The organism is Bradyrhizobium sp. 521_C7_N1_3, assembly GCF_052075975.1.
Taxonomy (GTDB): Bacteria; Pseudomonadota; Alphaproteobacteria; order Rhizobiales; family Xanthobacteraceae; genus Bradyrhizobium; species Bradyrhizobium japonicum.
Window position 1 is genome coordinate 8,243,810 of record NZ_CP197232.1, and the last position, 15,367, is coordinate 8,259,176.

A 15,367-nucleotide genomic window follows, 5' to 3' on the forward strand; every position below is an offset into this window, starting at 1 on the left:
GGGCTGTCAAAACCCCGGCAGACATCATGCAAGTCGAGGCCGCTCCCACCGTGAGCCAGATCACGGAACGGACGCAGGAGCCGGCTAACCGAACCGCAGCCGCGAGCGCTCCTTGGCCTTCTCCGCCTCGACCTCACGGTCACGCGCCGGCGCATGGGTATGCAGCGAGGTCAGGAGCTTTCGCGCAGCCGCCGACACTTCCGCGACCGCAAGCTCGAAGGCCTCTTCATTGGCCTGCGACGGCTTGTTGAAACCGGAAAGCTTGCGCACGAACTGGAGCGCGCTGGCGTGGATCTCGTCCTCCGTCGCCGGCGGCTCGAAGTTGAATAGCGTCTTGATGTTGCGGCACATGCAGGCTCTCCCGTAGCTATTTCCTGGCGGTGTTCCCCTGAGGACGATCGGCGAGGCCGAAATCCTACATCCCGGGAGCAGCCGTGTCATAGGCAGGACCAGCCATATCTGATCCGCAATTATTCCCCTTGCGCGCCGCACCATCGGGGAATGTTTTTCGGGGGCGACGATGGGTGCGGTCTCGATCCTCCGCGACCAGCTGATAAGATCGCGTCCAACGCGGCCGCCGACCATGAGCCGCATGGGGAGAGAAACATGAAAACGTCTTGCGCGGCGCTAGCGGCCATCCTGCTGTCCATCGCAATGCCGGCTATGGCCGCCGATTATCCAGCGCCAAAGCAAGGCGACTGGATCGCCAAGGACTTCAAGTTGCACACCGGCGAGACCATGCCGGAGCTGAAGCTGCATTACACCACCGTCGGTGAGCCCTCAGGCCTGCCCGTGCTGGTGCTGCACGGCACCGGCGGCTCGGGCGCCAGCATGCTGTCGGCCGCCTTCGCCGGCGAGTTGTTCGGCGCGGGACAGCCGCTCGACGCGTCCAAATATTACATCATCATTCCCGACGCGATCGGCCACGGCAAATCGTCAAAACCGTCCGACGGCATGAAGACGAGCTTCCCGAAATACAATTACGACGACATGGTCGAGGCGCAGCATCGCCTCGTAAAGGAAGGCCTCGGCGTCAAGCATCTGCGGCTCGTGATCGGCAATTCGATGGGCGGCATGCAGACCTGGCTGTGGGGCGAGAAATATCCGCGGGAGATGGACGCGCTGGTGCCGATGGCCTCGCAGCCGACGGAGATGGCCTCACGCAACTGGATGATGCGGCGGATCATGCTCGACACCATCAGCAACGATCCCGACTACAATGGCGGCAACTACACCAGCCAGCCGCGCATGATGAAATACGCCATCACCGCCTACGGCATCGCCAGCATCGGCGGCACGCTCGCCTATCAGCAGCAGGCGCCGACCGCGGCCAAGGCCGACAAGATCGTCGACGAACGGCTGGCGACACCGATCACGTCCGATGCCAACGACTTCCTCTACCAGTGGGGCTCCTCGCAAGACTACAATGCCGGCGACAAGCTCGAGCAGATCGAGGCGACGCTGCTGCTGATCAACTCCGCCGACGACGAGCGCAACCCACCGGAGACCGGCATCACGGACGCCGCGATGAAGCGGGTCAAGAACGGCAAGCTGTATCTGATCCCCGCGAGCACCGAGACGCGCGGCCACGGCACCACCGGCAACGCGAAATTCTACGTCGAGCAAATCAGGCAGTTGCTGCAAACCGCGCCGCAGCGGACGATGTGAGACGAGCAGCGAGACAGTATGTCGAACGCTCGCTTTCGCAAGGCTGCGCTGGCGCTTCCCGGCGTCATCGAGGGCGCACATCACGGCCATGCCGACTTTCGCGTCGGCAAGCGCGTGTTCGCGACGCTGGGCTATCCCGATGAAAAATGGGGCATGGTGAAACTCACCCCCGACCAGCAGGCCATGCTCGTCGACGCGGAACCGGAGATGTTTCGTCCGGTCCCCGGCGCCTGGGGCAGGAGCGGCAGCACGAATGTGAAGCTGGCGAAGATCGACCAGGTGACGTTGCGGAGCGCACTCGAGATGGCATGGCGCAATGTCGCGCCGAAATCGCTGCTTGCATCGCTCGAGACACGATAGGAAGGATCGTACACGCAGGTTCGCACTGTGCGTCTGGCCGGCCGCCCATACCGCAACGCATCATATGCCGGCGCCTCTCACGCCGCATATTATTTGAGCATGCATTGCGCTGACAGCTCGGGCTTAATCGCATCAACGATACGAATCGAACGCGACGGAGGATCGCATGCACAGGCTCGCGCTGTGCGTTTGGCTGGCCGCGACGATGGCACAGACGAGCGCCGCGTTCGCGTTCGACAACGGCCAATACGACCACGTGCCGCCCGACATCCGCGCCTGGTTCAAGAGCGTGATCGCGCCGAACGGCGTGCCCTGCTGCGACATCTCCGACGGCCATCGCACCGACTACGATGTGCGAGGCGGCACCTATTGGGTACCGATCGAGGGACAGTGGATGGAGGTGCCCGAGCGCGCCATCATCCGCGATCGCGGCAATCCGGTCGGCCAAGCCGTAGTGTGGTACGTCCACCACCGCGGCGCCATCATCATCAGTTGCTTCGTGCCGGCCGATGCGGTGTAAGCTGCTCAGGCCTTGAGGTCTCGCTTGGGCGAGGCCTCGACATATTCGATGTCATCGCCGAAATCGTCGAGCGCGGCACGAACGGATTTGGCGTCGGCCTCGGCGACGGTGAAGATCGCGGCCAGGTTTTGCCGCTTCTGTCCCGGAAACAGGCTCTCGGCGGCGTAGCCGGCATCGCCGAGCGTCTTGATGATCATGCGCCGTCGGCGCTGATCGACATGGTCGTGGAATTTGAATTGCACGGACATGATGCAAAGCTAGCCGCTCGCGGCGCCCGATCAAGGTCGCGGAATCTATTTTCGTCCCTTTCTCGCCGACTTCGCCTTTGCAGCTTTCTTGGCAGCTTTCTTGGCAGTCTTCCTGCCCGATTTGCTTGCAGGTTTCGCGCGGCCGAGCGCAGCGGCAACATCCAGCAGGCCGGCGCCGTACTCCGGCGTAAAATCCTTGCCTCGCATCGCCGGCAATTTGGTCGCAGTCGCGATCAGGCGCCTGGCAACCGCAAGACCGGCCGCCCTGGATTTCGTCTTGTTGATGTAGACGAGTGCAGCGGCGCCCGTCACATGCGGTGTTGCCATCGACGTCCCAGGCCAGGAATCGTAGCTGATATGGTCGGCGAAGCTTGCCTTCACCCGGGGCACCGTCGACAGGATGTTGACACCCGGCGCGACCAGCTTGATGTGCTTCCCCGTATTGGAGAACGAGGCGCGCCGATGGGACTCGTCGACGGCGCCAACTCCGATCGTGTCCGCGTAGCCCGCCGGGTATTCCTTCGGATTGCCGTCCTCGAACTCGTTCCCCATCGCGGTGGAGATGATGACGCCGGCATCGATCAGTTCGGCGAAGGCCGTTGCTTCCGTCTTTGAATGGTCCTCGCCGCCAATGCTGAGGTTGATGACCTTGATGTTGGAATCGAGCGCGGCCGCAAGCGCCTTGCTGTAGAAATCGAAGTTGAAATTCTCGTCGTCGCCTGCGCGCTTGGGATCGTCGAACACCTTCCAGCAGTGCAACCGGCAATTGGCCAGGCCTGCGATACCGGCCGAATTATTGACCACGGCCGCGATCGTGCCGCTGACATGGGTGCCATGACCGAGAAAATCACGCGCTCCGTTGCCGTCGTGCCTATAGTCCTCGATCGCGTCTACGAGATCGGGATGTCCGGCGTCGACACCGCTATCGAGCACAGCGACATGAACCCGCCCCGCACCCGGCCGCGGTCGATCGAACCATCTGATGGCGCGAAGGCCCCACTGCCGGATCTTCATGGGATCGGCGGCGGCACTGAGCCACCGGTTGGGAACGGGCTCGACCAGATCCACCGCCCTGGAGGCGCGCAGGCGCTTCAGGATGCCTGCATCGACCTTCCCGTCCTTCAACTGCACGATCTGAAATCCGGCCAGCGCCTCCCGCGGCGGCGCCATTGCGGAGCGTGCTATCGAGCGATGGACCGCGGCCAAAGCCATCGCCTGGGGCTGCGCGGGTGCCTCATCGTCGCCGACCACGAACAGCGGCTTCATCGACTGAAGCCCGAAATTGTCGCGCAGGAAATCGATCGGACCTCTGACGTCGTCGGGCATCGCAGCCATCAGCGCGCGTGACGTGGTCGCCCGAAGCGAGGCTGCCGCGATCTGCCGGGCAGCGGCCGGCTTCAACCGAACGATCAATTGTCCCGGGACATGCTTGCGACGGCGCGGCCGATCGCCCGCGACCCGCATTGCCTGCGTTGGGGCCATGACGAATTCCTCGCTTGAAAAACAACAAAATACGACACCCGTTATAAGCGAAATTTCTGGTCTACGCCACCTGCGCCGTGCCGTGGCTACACCGGGCCGCACCTGCTATTTCGGGGATAGCGGTCGAGCCGGAGAATGCTATCCTGTGCCCCTCAATCAGGGAGACCTTCGTGACCGATCTCTGCGCCGAAGACCTCGCCACCATCTATGCCAAGCCGAGCCCACGCGTGATCGCAAAGGCGCGTCCCGCGATCGATGCGCATGCGAAGAAATTCATCGAGATGTCGCCGTTCTGCGTGCTTGCAACGTCAGGCGTCGACGGCAGCGTCGATGCATCGCCGCGCGGCGGAGGGGTGGGCTTCGTCCATGTCGCCGGCCCCAACCAGGTGCTGATGCCCGACCGTGCCGGCAACAACCGGATCGACAGTTTTCGCAACGTCGTCGAAGGCTCGGGCTTCGTGCATTTGCTGTTCTTCGTCCCCGGCATCGACGAGACGCTGCGCGTCGGCGGACGCGGCACGCTCTCGGCCGATCCGGATCTGCTCGCATCGATGGTGGAATTCGGCAAGCCGCCGCGCGCGGTGCTGAACGTCGCGGTCAGCGAAGTCTATTTCCACTGCGGCAAGGCGCTGATGCGCTCGAAGCTGTGGTCACCGGAGAAGGTGCAGCGTTCGGTGATGCCCAGCATCGGCCAGGTCATTCACGACCAGACGGGCCTAGGGGAGCCGGAGAGCCAGGAGATCGTGGAAGAGCGCTACAAGACGCAGTTGTAGGTGAGAGCGTTCGCCGCTCAAAAGAACCGTCAAGCCCGGGCTAGTCCCGCCTGCGCGACCGAAGTCGCTTCGGCGAGGCGAAGGCCCGGGCATCCACGTCTTCGTCGCACGGCCAAACGTGGATGGCCGGGACAAGCCCGGCCATGACGAAGGAGAGAGCCAACGCTGGAGCTTAGTGCCCCTCGCCCTCGAGCCCGCCGACGTGCTTCTGCGTGTAGAGTTCGAGGCCGATGCGGCCGATCAGGTCGAGCTGGGTTTCGAGGAAGTCGATGTGGTGCTCCTCGTCGCTCATCAGCTTCTCGAACAGGTCACGCGTGACGTAGTCCTTGGCGCCGTTGCAATAGCCGGCGGCCTCCTGGTAGAGCGCCCGCGCGCTCATCTCGGCGGCGAGATCGCACTCGATGATCTCCTTGACGTTCTGGCCGATGCGCAGGGGGTCGAGCACCTGCATGTTCGGGAAGCCGTCGAAGAACAGAATCCGCTCGGTGAGCTTGTCAGCGTGCTCCATCTCCTCGATGGACTCCTTGCGCCAGACCTTGGCCATGTCCCGCAGGCCCCAATTGTCGAGGAAGCGGTAGTGCAGCCAGTATTGGTTGATTGCAGTCAGCTCGTGGCGCAGCGCCTTGTTGAGATAGTCGATGACTTTTGCGTCGCCCTGCATGATGCACTCCAAATCTTGCGTCCAAATCGGCCCTAACCGACTTTAGAATGCTTCTAAATCAGTTTAAGGACGAGAGCAACCGGCCACGGGGACGCAGCCGGGAAAAGCTCAGCCGAAATTGCGGAAGTTTTCAGCAGGCCGCGAGGGCGAACTGGGTGAGCTCGGCCGTCTCGTCATTGGCGGCCACGGTGTGGCTGTGCGGGCAGCCCGAGCAGCAGGACTTGGCGCAGGGGCCAAGCGTTTCGTCGATGATGGTCTTGATGGTACGGGCGCAACGGCCGCATTCGGCGCTACAGCCGAGGCATCCATAGACCTGCTTGGCATGACGTACGGCGTCGTCGGACTCGGCGACCGCGGCTCGGATGTCGTCATCGCTCAGCACGTTACAGGAACAAACGATCATGGAAGCGGCAGGCCCTTCGGTGATGCGTCATCATCGATATTTAAGGGGCCGTCCGGATGCAAAGGGAAAAACCGGTATTTGAAGCTATTCCAAACTGGCTCGGAAACAGCCTAGAACGGCTCTAAAATAGGGCGTTGCGCTGGATCAAGATTTTGGCGGACCTAGTCACCGCCACCGCCTCCACCACCATCGCCGCCACCGCCGCAATCCCCGCCACTGCTACCGCTATCGCTGCTGGAACAGCTGTCGCTGGAGTTCCCCGAACTGTCGCTGGAAAACCAACTCCCCAGCGAGAAGCCGTCGCTAGCCCCTGAATAGCCGTCGCTGCCACTTCCTCCGTCATTGCGGGCAGCCGCGCGCGAGCGCCGACCGCGGTTCTGAAGATGGGTGAACCAGCCATAGCCAATCGCGAAAACGACCCCGGCAGCGATCAAAGTACTCATCATCGCGTTGCCCATTGTCGTCTCCCTCGCGGACCTGCGATCCATTAATTGGTCGCCCCCGGCGAAGGTGCCGTTCATTGATCATTCAAACGAAGTATGGAACTTTACCCCCAAAGAGTTCCCGCCTGTTCGTGCGAAAGGTCAAGCCAATGAAGAAGTCGCTCCTGACGGTCGTCGCCGTCGCCACCCTGGCCCTCACGGTCGGGACACCGGCCCACGCACAGCGTGGTGTCGCCGCCGGCGTGGCCGCCGGGATCATCGGTGGCGCCATTGTCGGCGGCGCGCTCGCTTCTCCGTATTATTACGGACCCGGTCCGGGCTACTCCTATGGCCCCGGTTATTACCCGCCCCGCTACTACGCGCCGGGTCCCGGCTATGTCGCCGACGACTATTACGGTGACGGCTGCGTCTGGCAGCGGCAGCGCTTCTGGGATGGCTACGCCTGGCGCTCCCGCCGCGTCAGAGTCTGTGGCTGAGGCGCGCTGAACCAGTTCGCTACGGACGCGCCGTTCATCTCCGGGCCTGAAAAAGACCGCTTTTTCTCGTCACAGCTCCGTGCGCGTTTACCGTGGATTGACCAATTGCGCGCTTCCTAGCTGCACGGTCGATTTCATCAGAGTGTGCGTGAACCTTTGAAACCCGGACGCTCCTAACAAGGGACGTCCATCTCCCAGGAGAGCCAAGAGCATGAAGAAGACTTTTGTTGCCGCCCTCACGGTTGCGACGATCGCCGGTTCGCTGGTGACCGCCACTCCGTCCGCGAAGGCCCATGACGGCGTCGGCGCCGGCATCGCAGCCGGCCTGATCGGTGGCGCCATCGTCGGTGGCGCCATCGCGTCGAGCCGTCCCGCCTATGGCGGACCGGTCTACGTGGCCGAGCCCCCGCCGCCCGCGCCCTGCTACTGGCAGCGCCAGCGCTATTGGGACGGTTACGGCTGGGTCGTCCGCCCGGTTCGCGTTTGCTACTGATCTGATCGCAAGATCCGATCGCATGGCGCATCCGCGCCGCGATCGAAGCCCGGCCGAGCATCTCGGCCGGGCTTTTTCTTTGGCGAAGAGTTGAGGCCGCTACCGCGCCGCCTGGATCGAGCGCAGCACCTCTTCGCTCGGCCAGCAATCGACCTTGAGGCCTGCCGACTTCTGGTAGGCGCCGAGCGCCGCGCGCGTCTGCATCCCGGCCTTGCCGTCGATCTTGTCCTTGTAGAGCCCGACGCGCGTGAGCCCGCGCTGCATGGTCTCGACGTCCTTGGTGCGCAGCTGCTTGGAGGCCGCCCATTGTGTCGCGAACGGCAGCGGGCTCGTCATGCGGTCGCCGAGATGGCCGACGAACAGCACGTAGAGGTCGGAGAAATTGTACTCCTTGATGACGAAGTAGTTCTTCGTCGTCAGGAACGACGGGCCGTAAATACCTTCCGGCTGCAGCAGCGAGGCCGGCTGCGCCTGCTCGGCAGCGCTCAGCTTCTCGCCACGCACCGGCACAAAACCTTCGCGCAGCCACTGGCCGATCGGCTTCGTCACCTCGGGCACGCCGCTGGTGCAATCGACCTTGGCCGGCGCCTGCACCTCGTAAGCCCAGCGCACGCCGCTCTGCCAGCCCTTGTTGACGAGCTGCTGCGCGGCCGAGGCCAGTGCATCCGGCACCGAATGCCAGATGTCGATGCGGCCGTCGCCGTCGAAGTCGACACCGTGCTTGTAATATTCGGACGGCAGGAATTGCGTGAGCCCGGTGGCACCCGCCCAGGACGAGCGCATGTCCTTGCGCGTCACCACGCCCTCGCCGAGGATCTTCAGCGAGAGGATGAACTCGTTGCGATAGGTGTCCTTGCGTCGCCCGACATAGGCCTGCGTCGCCAGCACGCGCACGAGATCGTAAGGCAGCGTGTAGCGGCCGTAATCGGTCTCGCGGCCCCAGATCGCGAGCATGACGGTGGCCGGCACGCCGGATTTCTTCTCGATCTCGCTCAGCGCCGGACGATATTTTTGCAGCAGCCGCTGCCCCTCGCCCGCAAGCCGCGCGATCGAGGCTTCCTTGACGTAGTCGGCCGGCACCTGCACGAACTCGGCCTGCGACGGCGCACCGGTGGCCGGCCGCCCGGGCAAGATGAGATCGGGGAGCTTGTAATCAGGTTCGAGCCCGCGCGTCTGCTCATCGAATATCGCGCGCGACACGCCGGCGGCCTGCGCCTCCGGCCAGAGCGAGGCGATGAACTGCGTGAAGGCGGCGTCGGCAGCGCGGGCGGGCGACAGGCCGCAGATGATGGTGATCACCGCAGCTATGAGCGCCCGCCGCATCATGACCTCATCACCGCGTCAGCTTCTTGTACTTCACGCGATGCGGAATGATGCTGTCCTGGCCGAGCCGGCGCATCTTGTCCTTCTCGTAGTCCTGGAAGTTGCCTTCGAACCATTCGACGTGACTGTCGCCTTCGAAGGCCAGGATGTGGGTCGCGATGCGGTCGAGGAACCAGCGGTCATGGCTGATGATGACGGCGCAGCCGGCGAAATCTTCCAGCGCCTCTTCGAGCGCGCGCAGCGTGTCGACGTCGAGGTCGTTGGTCGGTTCGTCGAGCAGCAGGACGTTGGCGCCGGACTTCAGCATCTTGGCGAGATGCACGCGGTTGCGTTCACCGCCGGAGAGCGCACCGACCTTCTTCTGCTGGTCGGCGCCCTTGAAGTTGAACGACGAGCAATAGCCGCGCGAGTTCACTTCCTTCTTGCCGAGCAGGATCAGCTCGTTGCCGCCGGAAATCTCCTCCCACACGTTCTTGTTGCCGTCGAGCGCGTCGCGCGACTGGTCGACATAGCCGAGATGCACGGTCTCGCCGACCGTGATCATGCCCTTGTCCGGCGTTTCCTGCTTGGTGATCATCTTGAACAGCGTGGTCTTGCCGGCGCCGTTGGCGCCGATCACGCCGACGATGCCGCCGGGCGGCAGCTTGAAGGTGAGATCGTCGATCAGCAGGCGATCGCCATAGCCTTTGCTGAGGCCTTCGAAGTCGACGACATTGGCACCGAGCCGCTCGGCGACGGGGATGATGATCTGCGCGGTCTGCGTCTGCTTCTCGCTCGCCTGCTTGAGCAGCTCCTCATAGCGCTGATAGCGCGCCTTGGACTTGGCCTGACGCGCCTTCGGCGAGGACGCGACCCATTCCTGCTCGCGTGCGATCGTCTTCTGATGCGCGGCGTCCTCGCGGCCTTCCTGCTCGAGCCGCTTCTGCTTCTGCACCAGCCAGGACGAGTAGTTGCCCTCGTAGGGAATGCCCTTGCCGCGATCGAGCTCGAGAATCCAGCTCGTGACGTTGTCGAGGAAGTAGCGATCGTGGGTGACGATCAGGATCGCGCCGGGATAGGTGCGCAGATGGCCTTCGAGCCAAGACACCGACTCGGCGTCGAGGTGGTTGGTCGGTTCGTCGAGCAGCAACAGCTCGGGCTGGTCGAGCAGCAGCCGGCATAGCGCGACGCGGCGGCGCTCACCGCCCGAGAGTTTCGTGACGTCGGCATCGTCGGGCGGACAGCGCAGCGCGTCCATGGCCTGGTCGACCTTGCTGTCGAGATCCCAGAGGCCCTGCGCCTCGATCTCGTCCTGCAGCTTGGTCATCTCGTCGGCGGTTTCTTCCGAATAGTTCATCGCCAGCTCGTTGTAGCGATCGAGGATAGCCTTCTGCTTGGCGACACCCAGCATGACGTTCTCACGCACGGAGAGCGCCGGATCGAGATGCGGTTCCTGCTCGAGATAGCCGACGCGGGCGCCCTGGGCGACCCAGGCCTCGCCGTTATACTCCTTGTCGAGGCCGGCCATGATCTTGAGCAGCGTCGACTTGCCCGAGCCGTTGACGCCGAGCACGCCGATCTTGGCGTCCGGGTAGAACGACAGATGAATGTTATCGAGCACCTTCCGGGTCGGGTAGCTCTTGGTCAGGCCCTGCATGAAATAGATGAACTGGCGCGCCATCGGTCCCGTGAAACCTTCGATTTGAGGAAATTTGCTTGCCGCCGATGTAACGATCCCGCCCTCAAAGGGCAATGTTTTCCCTCCGTTCACCACGGATCAATACGGAATGGACACCATCCGGCCGCCGATCCGGACAATTGAAACCATTTTTTAATAAAGTGGGCCAAAGCTCGTCATGGCGCCGAAAAAGACGCCACCCGCGGCAGAAGCGGCGGGGAGAACAGCGAGGCCGCATCATGGCTCTGATCGAGACCAATTCCATAGCCGTTCCGGCACGAGCCGGTAGCGCTTCCGGACTCGTCACGGAGATCAAGGGCTTCTGGAAGCGTTTCTTCGCCACCGCTTTCAACCCTTACCGCCCCGAGCTGCACTACATGCGTGGGCCCGGCCCCGCCTGGCGCGCCAAGCACGGCATGGACACGCCGCTCCGCCTCAAGCCCCGCGAACTCTGAGCCCTCCTCTCCTATCGGATTTTTGAACACGTCAGCTGCTTGCGCGCGGGCGCGATTGCGCGCAACCATAGCCAGGTTCCGACGATGGCGCCCTCCGCCTGGCGCCGACACCTCTCGCCATGGATGAAAGCTGATGACGCGGCTGCGCTGTGCAATTCTCGACGACTATTTCAACCTCGCCCTCGACGTCGCCGACTGGCAAAAACTGTCCGACCGCGTCGACGTCACCGTGTTCAGCCATCCCTTTGCCTCGGAGCAGGCCGCGGCGAGCGCGCTGGCCGATTTCGAGATCATCTGCGCGATGCGCGAGCGCACGGCGTTCCCCAAGAGCCTGTTCGCGTCGCTGCCGAAGCTGAAGCTGCTTTTGACCTCCGGCATGCGCAACGCCTCGATCGACATGGAGGCGGCGAAGGCGCAAGGCGTTGCCATCGGCGGCACGCAATACTCCCGCGATCCGACCGCGCCGCTGACCATGGGCCTGATCCTCGAACTGACCCGCGGCATCGGCCGCGAGAATGCGCGCATGCATGCCGGCGAGCCCTGGCAGACCTTTGCCGGTGTCGAGATCGAGGGGCTGACGCTCGGCGTCGTCGGGCTCGGCAAGCTCGGCAGCAAGATGGCGGGCATCGCGAAAGCATTCGGCATGAACGTGATCGCCTGGAGCCCGAACCTCACGCCGGAGAAGTGCGCGGCAGCCGGCGTCGGCTACGCCACCAAGGAGGAGCTGTTCGCCAAGGCCGACATCGTCACCATCCATGTAGTGCTGAGCGATCGCTCGCGCGGACTGGTCGGGGCTGCCGATCTCGCGCGGATGAAGCCGACGGCCTTCCTCGTCAACACCGCGCGCGGCCCGATCGTGGACGAGCAGGCGCTGCTCGAGGCCTTGCAGCAGCGCAAGATCGCGGGCGCCGGCATCGACGTGTTCTCGGTCGAGCCGCTGCCGGTCGACCATCCCTTCCGCAAGCTCGACAATCTCGTGCTGACGCCGCATCTCGGCTACGCCACCGAGGACGGCTTGCGCATCCATTACGGGCAGATGGTCGAGGCGATCGACGCCTTCACCGGGGGGCGCGAGCTGCCGCGCAAGCTGGCCTGAAACGAAAAGGGCGTGCCGACGGCACGCCCTTCACTGATCTGAATTGTCTCGCAGCGCCTAGCGCACGGTGACCGGCGCGGGCAGCGGCGGCACCACCGTCGGCTGGGTGCCCGGGACGGGGCCGGCCTGCGCGGCCATCGGAGCCGGACCGGCAGCGCCCGGCGTCGGCGCAGCGGAGGCAGTCGCCGTTCCCGGCGGCGGGCCACCCGGCATCACCACCACGCGGGTGCCGACCTTGACGCGGTCGAACAGGTCGGAGACGTCCTCGTTCAGCATGCCGATGCAGCCCGACGACACGAACTTGCCGATCGTCGAAGGCTGGTTGGTGCCGTGGATGCGGTAGACGGTCGAGCCGAGATACATCGCGCGCGCGCCGAGCGGATTGCCGGGGCCGCCAGCCATGAAGCGCGGCAGATAGGGCTGGCGCTCGATCATTTCGGTCGGCGGATGCCAATCCGGCCATTCGGCCTTGCGGGTGATCTTCTGCACGCCGGTCCAGGTGAAGCCGTCGCGGCCGACGCGGACGCCGTAGCGGATCGCACGGCCGCCTCCGAGCACGTAATAGAGATAGGTGTTGGGCGTATCGACCACGAGGGTGCCGGCCGGCTCCTTGGTCTGGAACGAGACCTCCTGGCGGCGCAGGTTCGGCGCCAGCTGCGCGGGAGCCGCGTCGGGCTGCTCCTCGGGCGGCAGGGAAGCGATCGTCATCGGCCGGCCGTCGGCACCGACGGCCGGCCGACCGGACTGGACCGTCCCGGTCGCGGCGGGGCCGCCAATGGCCTCCGGCGGACGCAGGCCGTCCCTGCCGGGTGCCTGACCCGGGCGATCGGCATAGATCACCGCGGGCGGGCCGGCGGGGCGGCCGTAGCGGGGATCGTCGGGCGACATCACGGGGCCCTGCGGGGGCGCCGCAGAATAGACCGGCGGAGCACCAGCCGGACGGCCATAGCGCGGATCATCGGGCGACATCACCGGCCCCTGCGGCGGGGCGGCGGAATAGACCGGCGGAGGGCCAGCCGGGCGGCCGTAGCGGGGATCGTCGGCCGGACCAGGCGGCGGCAGCGACGCCTGCGGCATCGCGTCGTCTTCATCATCCAGCGAGTCGAAATTCGGCGTGCGGTCGCCGGGGCGATATTCGGCCGGAGCGCCATAGCTCGGCGCCTGCTGGACCGGATAGCTCTGAGCCTGTGCGAGCGAGGTTCCCGCCGCAGCGACTGTTGCGGCAGCGCATATCGTCAGAAAATGTTTGATCATCATCGCTCTTGTATAGTCCCCGAGCCCATCCGGACCTTTAACGGCCAGATGACCGAAGATAGCGGCACATTCAAGACATTACAGGCTGATTTGTGCCTGAGTTAGCGATTTGTGATGCAGATGCACACAGTTGCCCCGTTGCATCACGGGGCGGAAATCGCATCGGGCCGTGGATTGCCGGAGTCTCCGGCCCCGAATTTAAGGGAACGGCGCGGAGGCGTTGCGATATGTTCGAATCAGCCTGATTCGCCTCCGCTTTGAGCTTCTGTCCCGGCGTGGCGAACGGCAATCAGTACCGTCACCGCGTTCAGATGGCTCTTGGGTCCCGGCCGCCACCCGCCGGGGCGGAAATTCGCAACCCGTCCGATGCTTCCCGGCTTTCGCTTCCTGTTTGCCGCGATCCTGCTGTCAACCTCCATCCTGGTGTTCGGACTAGGTGCCGCCGCACTGCTGCGGGCCACCCACGAGCAGTATGTCAGCAACCCCTCCTGGCGGAACGGCCCGCAGGAGAAGGTGTTTGCGCAAAGCCCGGAGCCGGCCCAGCCGGTGCTCGCGGCGCTCCGCGCCGAGCCGGAAGCGGCCGCCGAGCCCACGCCATCGCTGCGCGACCGGGTGCCGACCATCGGCTTGCCGGTGAACGAGCCCGAACAGGTGGCCGCCCTGACGACCGAGCCCGACGCGCCGCCGCAGGTCACCGAGGCCGCGCCGCCGGCCGCCGAACCGGTGCAGGCCGAGGCCACGACGGAAGCCATCGCGCCGGCTCCGGCCGACACACTCACCCCGGCCGACACAACGGCATCGATCCCCGAGGCCACGCCTGCCGTGACCGCCAGCGAACCGGCGCCGGCTGATCCCGGTGCGGCCCTCGCCTCCCCGGCGCCCGACATTGCCCCGGCCAAGGTGGCCGCGCTGAACGATGCGGCGGCGACGGCCTTGCAGGATGCGCCGGCGAAGGCCAAGGGGGACATCAAGCGGGACGCGAAGGCGGACAGCAGCGCCTCGGACAGCAAGGCGACCAAGCAGCAGGCGAAGGCGAAGAAGCGGCACCGCATGGTGCGGCGTCCTCCGCCTCAGCAGCTGCGGCAGAGCTATGATCCGTTCGGTCAGCCGCAGATGCTGGCGACAACGGCCACACGCACGCGCCAGTAAGGTTACGCCGGCCCGGTCGCGACCGGCGGACCGCCGGCCTGGCCCCATTCCGACCACGAGCCGTCATAGAGCGCGGTGTCGGTGATGCCGAGGCGATAGAGTGCGAGCGTCAACACGCCGGCGGACACGCCCGAGCCGCAGCTCGTCACGATCGGCGCATCGAGCTTGACGCCAGCGTTCGCGAAGGCGGCGCGCAAGTCGTCGAGCGGCCTCATGGTGCCGGTCGCGGCATCGAACAACTGATTGTAGGGCACGTTGCGGGCGCCGGGGATGTGGCCGGAGCGGATGCCCGCGCGCGGCTCGGGCGCGCGGCCCTCGAAGCGGTCGGCGGCGCGTGCGTCGATCACCTGCTCCTTGCGGCTTTCGACGTTAGCGATCAGCTGCTGCATGCTGCGCACGCGTTTTGAATCGTAGCTCGCCCTGAACGTCGCGGGCTTCGGCTTCACCTCGCCGCTCTCGACCGGACGCCCCTCGGCGCGCCACTTCTTCAGCCCGCCATTGAGGATGCGTACATTGCTGTGGCCGAAGGCCAGGAACATCCACCAGGCGCGGGGCGCAGCGACCCAGCCGCCGGCATCGTAGAGCACGACGGTGTCGGCATTGGAGATGCCGAGTTGGCCTGCGTCACGGCCGAACTGCTCGGCGCTCGGATACATGTGCGGCAGCGGGTTGGAATGATCCGACACCGCATCGACGTCGAAGAACACGGCGCCCGGCAGATGGGCTGCGAGATAATCGTCCTTCGGCAGCGGCAGCACGCCCGGCAGCTTGAAGCTGGCGTCGAGGATCTTGACGTTGGCGTCGCCAATGTGGGCGGCGAGCCATTCGGTGGAGACGAGGGGGTCGGTGGTCATTGGTCTTTCCTTGTCATTCCGGGGCGCGCGAAGCGCGAGTGAGATCGAGGCA

19 protein-coding genes are annotated in these 15,367 nt (G+C 64.8%); 9 read left to right on the plus strand and 10 right to left on the minus strand.

Annotation, left to right across the window (positions count from 1 at the left end; translation table 11 throughout):
- Positions 1-84: 84 nt before the first annotated feature.
- On the minus strand, positions 85-351 hold the full coding sequence (locus AB7008_RS38810; protein ID WP_028156304.1) for a DUF2277 domain-containing protein: 267 nt from the start codon (positions 349-351) through the stop codon (positions 85-87).
- Positions 352-606: 255 nt separating this feature from the next.
- On the opposite strand from AB7008_RS38810, the gene AB7008_RS38815 reads away from it, so the two are divergent.
- The 3 genes from AB7008_RS38815 (at position 607) to AB7008_RS38825 (ending at position 2,548) form a co-directional block, all read left to right on the plus strand.
- Entirely contained in the window at positions 607-1,668 is a 1,062-nt protein-coding gene (locus AB7008_RS38815; protein WP_441260509.1) for an alpha/beta fold hydrolase, read from the plus strand.
- Positions 1,669-1,686: 18 nt separating this feature from the next.
- The gene (locus AB7008_RS38820; RefSeq protein WP_441260510.1) at positions 1,687-2,028 is read left to right on the plus strand and encodes an MmcQ/YjbR family DNA-binding protein; all 342 of its coding nucleotides are present in this window, start codon (positions 1,687-1,689) and stop codon (positions 2,026-2,028) included.
- A gap of 166 nt (positions 2,029-2,194) precedes the next feature.
- Complete coding sequence (locus AB7008_RS38825) at positions 2,195-2,548, plus strand: hypothetical protein (protein WP_028152315.1); 354 nt, start codon at positions 2,195-2,197, stop codon at positions 2,546-2,548.
- A 5-nt stretch (positions 2,549-2,553) separates the two neighbouring features.
- Here AB7008_RS38825 and AB7008_RS38830 read toward each other — a convergent pair whose 3' ends face one another.
- Both AB7008_RS38830 and AB7008_RS38835 read right to left on the minus strand, forming a co-directional pair.
- Entirely contained in the window at positions 2,554-2,796 is a 243-nt protein-coding gene (locus AB7008_RS38830) for a hypothetical protein (RefSeq protein ID WP_028156300.1), read from the minus strand.
- 45 nt (positions 2,797-2,841) lie between these two features.
- Positions 2,842-4,278 carry a S8 family peptidase gene (locus AB7008_RS38835; protein ID WP_441260511.1) on the minus strand — a complete coding sequence of 479 codons (1,437 nt, stop codon included), beginning with the start codon at positions 4,276-4,278 and terminating at the stop codon, positions 2,842-2,844.
- A 170-nt stretch (positions 4,279-4,448) separates the two neighbouring features.
- On the opposite strand from AB7008_RS38835, the gene AB7008_RS38840 reads away from it, so the two are divergent.
- Complete coding sequence (locus tag AB7008_RS38840) at positions 4,449-5,051, plus strand: pyridoxamine 5'-phosphate oxidase family protein (protein WP_028156299.1); 603 nt, start codon at positions 4,449-4,451, stop codon at positions 5,049-5,051.
- A gap of 172 nt (positions 5,052-5,223) precedes the next feature.
- Here AB7008_RS38840 and bfr read toward each other — a convergent pair whose 3' ends face one another.
- From bfr to AB7008_RS38855, 3 genes are all read right to left on the minus strand, one after another.
- Entirely contained in the window at positions 5,224-5,712 is a 489-nt protein-coding gene (bfr, locus tag AB7008_RS38845; protein WP_014492874.1) for a bacterioferritin, read from the minus strand.
- A gap of 130 nt (positions 5,713-5,842) precedes the next feature.
- A complete protein-coding gene (locus tag AB7008_RS38850; protein WP_028156298.1) occupies positions 5,843-6,115 on the minus strand; it encodes a (2Fe-2S)-binding protein in 273 nt (90 codons plus the stop codon).
- A gap of 161 nt (positions 6,116-6,276) precedes the next feature.
- A complete protein-coding gene (locus tag AB7008_RS38855) occupies positions 6,277-6,573 on the minus strand; it encodes a hypothetical protein (RefSeq protein WP_441260512.1) in 297 nt (98 codons plus the stop codon).
- Positions 6,574-6,707: 134 nt separating this feature from the next.
- Between AB7008_RS38855 and AB7008_RS38860 the strand changes: the two genes are divergently transcribed.
- Positions 6,708-7,034 (plus strand): hypothetical protein, encoded by a 327-nt coding sequence (locus AB7008_RS38860; RefSeq protein ID WP_304494259.1) that lies wholly within the window; start codon positions 6,708-6,710, stop codon positions 7,032-7,034.
- Between the two features lie 211 nt (positions 7,035-7,245).
- The gene (locus AB7008_RS38865) at positions 7,246-7,527 is read left to right on the plus strand and encodes a hypothetical protein (RefSeq protein WP_014492871.1); all 282 of its coding nucleotides are present in this window, start codon (positions 7,246-7,248) and stop codon (positions 7,525-7,527) included.
- A gap of 99 nt (positions 7,528-7,626) precedes the next feature.
- Here the strand turns inward: AB7008_RS38865 and AB7008_RS38870 are convergent, their stop codons facing one another.
- Positions 7,627-8,853: a lytic murein transglycosylase gene (locus AB7008_RS38870; protein ID WP_441260513.1), complete on the minus strand. Its 1,227-nt coding sequence runs from the start codon at positions 8,851-8,853 to the stop codon at positions 7,627-7,629.
- Between the two features lie 7 nt (positions 8,854-8,860).
- Positions 8,861-10,510 carry an energy-dependent translational throttle protein EttA gene (ettA, locus tag AB7008_RS38875; RefSeq protein ID WP_041953184.1) on the minus strand — a complete coding sequence of 550 codons (1,650 nt, stop codon included), beginning with the start codon at positions 10,508-10,510 and terminating at the stop codon, positions 8,861-8,863.
- Between the two features lie 236 nt (positions 10,511-10,746).
- Here ettA and AB7008_RS38880 point away from each other — a divergent pair, with 236 nt between their 5' ends.
- Together AB7008_RS38880 and AB7008_RS38885 are read left to right on the plus strand one after the other, a co-directional pair.
- Positions 10,747-10,962: a hypothetical protein gene (locus AB7008_RS38880; RefSeq protein ID WP_248879524.1), complete on the plus strand. Its 216-nt coding sequence runs from the start codon at positions 10,747-10,749 to the stop codon at positions 10,960-10,962.
- Positions 10,963-11,095: 133 nt separating this feature from the next.
- Complete coding sequence (locus AB7008_RS38885; protein ID WP_304491139.1) at positions 11,096-12,058, plus strand: D-2-hydroxyacid dehydrogenase family protein; 963 nt, start codon at positions 11,096-11,098, stop codon at positions 12,056-12,058.
- 57 nt (positions 12,059-12,115) lie between these two features.
- Here AB7008_RS38885 and AB7008_RS38890 read toward each other — a convergent pair whose 3' ends face one another.
- The gene (locus AB7008_RS38890) at positions 12,116-13,312 is read right to left on the minus strand and encodes a L,D-transpeptidase family protein (RefSeq protein ID WP_441260514.1); all 1,197 of its coding nucleotides are present in this window, start codon (positions 13,310-13,312) and stop codon (positions 12,116-12,118) included.
- A 366-nt stretch (positions 13,313-13,678) separates the two neighbouring features.
- Between AB7008_RS38890 and AB7008_RS38895 the strand changes: the two genes are divergently transcribed.
- Positions 13,679-14,461 (plus strand): hypothetical protein, encoded by a 783-nt coding sequence (locus tag AB7008_RS38895; protein WP_304491140.1) that lies wholly within the window; start codon positions 13,679-13,681, stop codon positions 14,459-14,461.
- Between the two features lie 2 nt (positions 14,462-14,463).
- Here the strand turns inward: AB7008_RS38895 and sseA are convergent, their stop codons facing one another.
- Complete coding sequence (gene sseA, locus AB7008_RS38900; protein WP_304491141.1) at positions 14,464-15,315, minus strand: 3-mercaptopyruvate sulfurtransferase; 852 nt, start codon at positions 15,313-15,315, stop codon at positions 14,464-14,466.
- Between the last annotated feature and the right edge of the window lie 52 nt (positions 15,316-15,367).

Coding starts and splice junctions, on each gene's coding strand:
- ettA (WP_041953184.1), bottom strand. CDS start 10,510: ATGGCGCGCCAGTTCATCTATTTCATGCAGGGCCTGACCAAGAGCTAC.
- AB7008_RS38895 (WP_304491140.1), top strand. CDS start 13,679: ATGCTTCCCGGCTTTCGCTTCCTGTTTGCCGCGATCCTGCTGTCAACC.
- AB7008_RS38810 (WP_028156304.1), bottom strand. CDS start 351: ATGTGCCGCAACATCAAGACGCTATTCAACTTCGAGCCGCCGGCGACG.
- AB7008_RS38880 (WP_248879524.1), top strand. CDS start 10,747: ATGGCTCTGATCGAGACCAATTCCATAGCCGTTCCGGCACGAGCCGGT.
- AB7008_RS38820 (WP_441260510.1), top strand. CDS start 1,687: ATGTCGAACGCTCGCTTTCGCAAGGCTGCGCTGGCGCTTCCCGGCGTC.
- AB7008_RS38855 (WP_441260512.1), bottom strand. CDS start 6,573: ATGGGCAACGCGATGATGAGTACTTTGATCGCTGCCGGGGTCGTTTTC.
- AB7008_RS38850 (WP_028156298.1), bottom strand. CDS start 6,115: ATGATCGTTTGTTCCTGTAACGTGCTGAGCGATGACGACATCCGAGCC.
- AB7008_RS38830 (WP_028156300.1), bottom strand. CDS start 2,796: ATGTCCGTGCAATTCAAATTCCACGACCATGTCGATCAGCGCCGACGG.
- AB7008_RS38865 (WP_014492871.1), top strand. CDS start 7,246: ATGAAGAAGACTTTTGTTGCCGCCCTCACGGTTGCGACGATCGCCGGT.
- bfr (WP_014492874.1), bottom strand. CDS start 5,712: ATGCAGGGCGACGCAAAAGTCATCGACTATCTCAACAAGGCGCTGCGC.
- AB7008_RS38885 (WP_304491139.1), top strand. CDS start 11,096: ATGACGCGGCTGCGCTGTGCAATTCTCGACGACTATTTCAACCTCGCC.
- AB7008_RS38815 (WP_441260509.1), top strand. CDS start 607: ATGAAAACGTCTTGCGCGGCGCTAGCGGCCATCCTGCTGTCCATCGCA.
- AB7008_RS38870 (WP_441260513.1), bottom strand. CDS start 8,853: ATGATGCGGCGGGCGCTCATAGCTGCGGTGATCACCATCATCTGCGGC.
- AB7008_RS38825 (WP_028152315.1), top strand. CDS start 2,195: ATGCACAGGCTCGCGCTGTGCGTTTGGCTGGCCGCGACGATGGCACAG.
- AB7008_RS38835 (WP_441260511.1), bottom strand. CDS start 4,278: ATGGCCCCAACGCAGGCAATGCGGGTCGCGGGCGATCGGCCGCGCCGT.
- sseA (WP_304491141.1), bottom strand. CDS start 15,315: ATGACCACCGACCCCCTCGTCTCCACCGAATGGCTCGCCGCCCACATT.
- AB7008_RS38860 (WP_304494259.1), top strand. CDS start 6,708: ATGAAGAAGTCGCTCCTGACGGTCGTCGCCGTCGCCACCCTGGCCCTC.
- AB7008_RS38890 (WP_441260514.1), bottom strand. CDS start 13,312: ATGATCAAACATTTTCTGACGATATGCGCTGCCGCAACAGTCGCTGCG.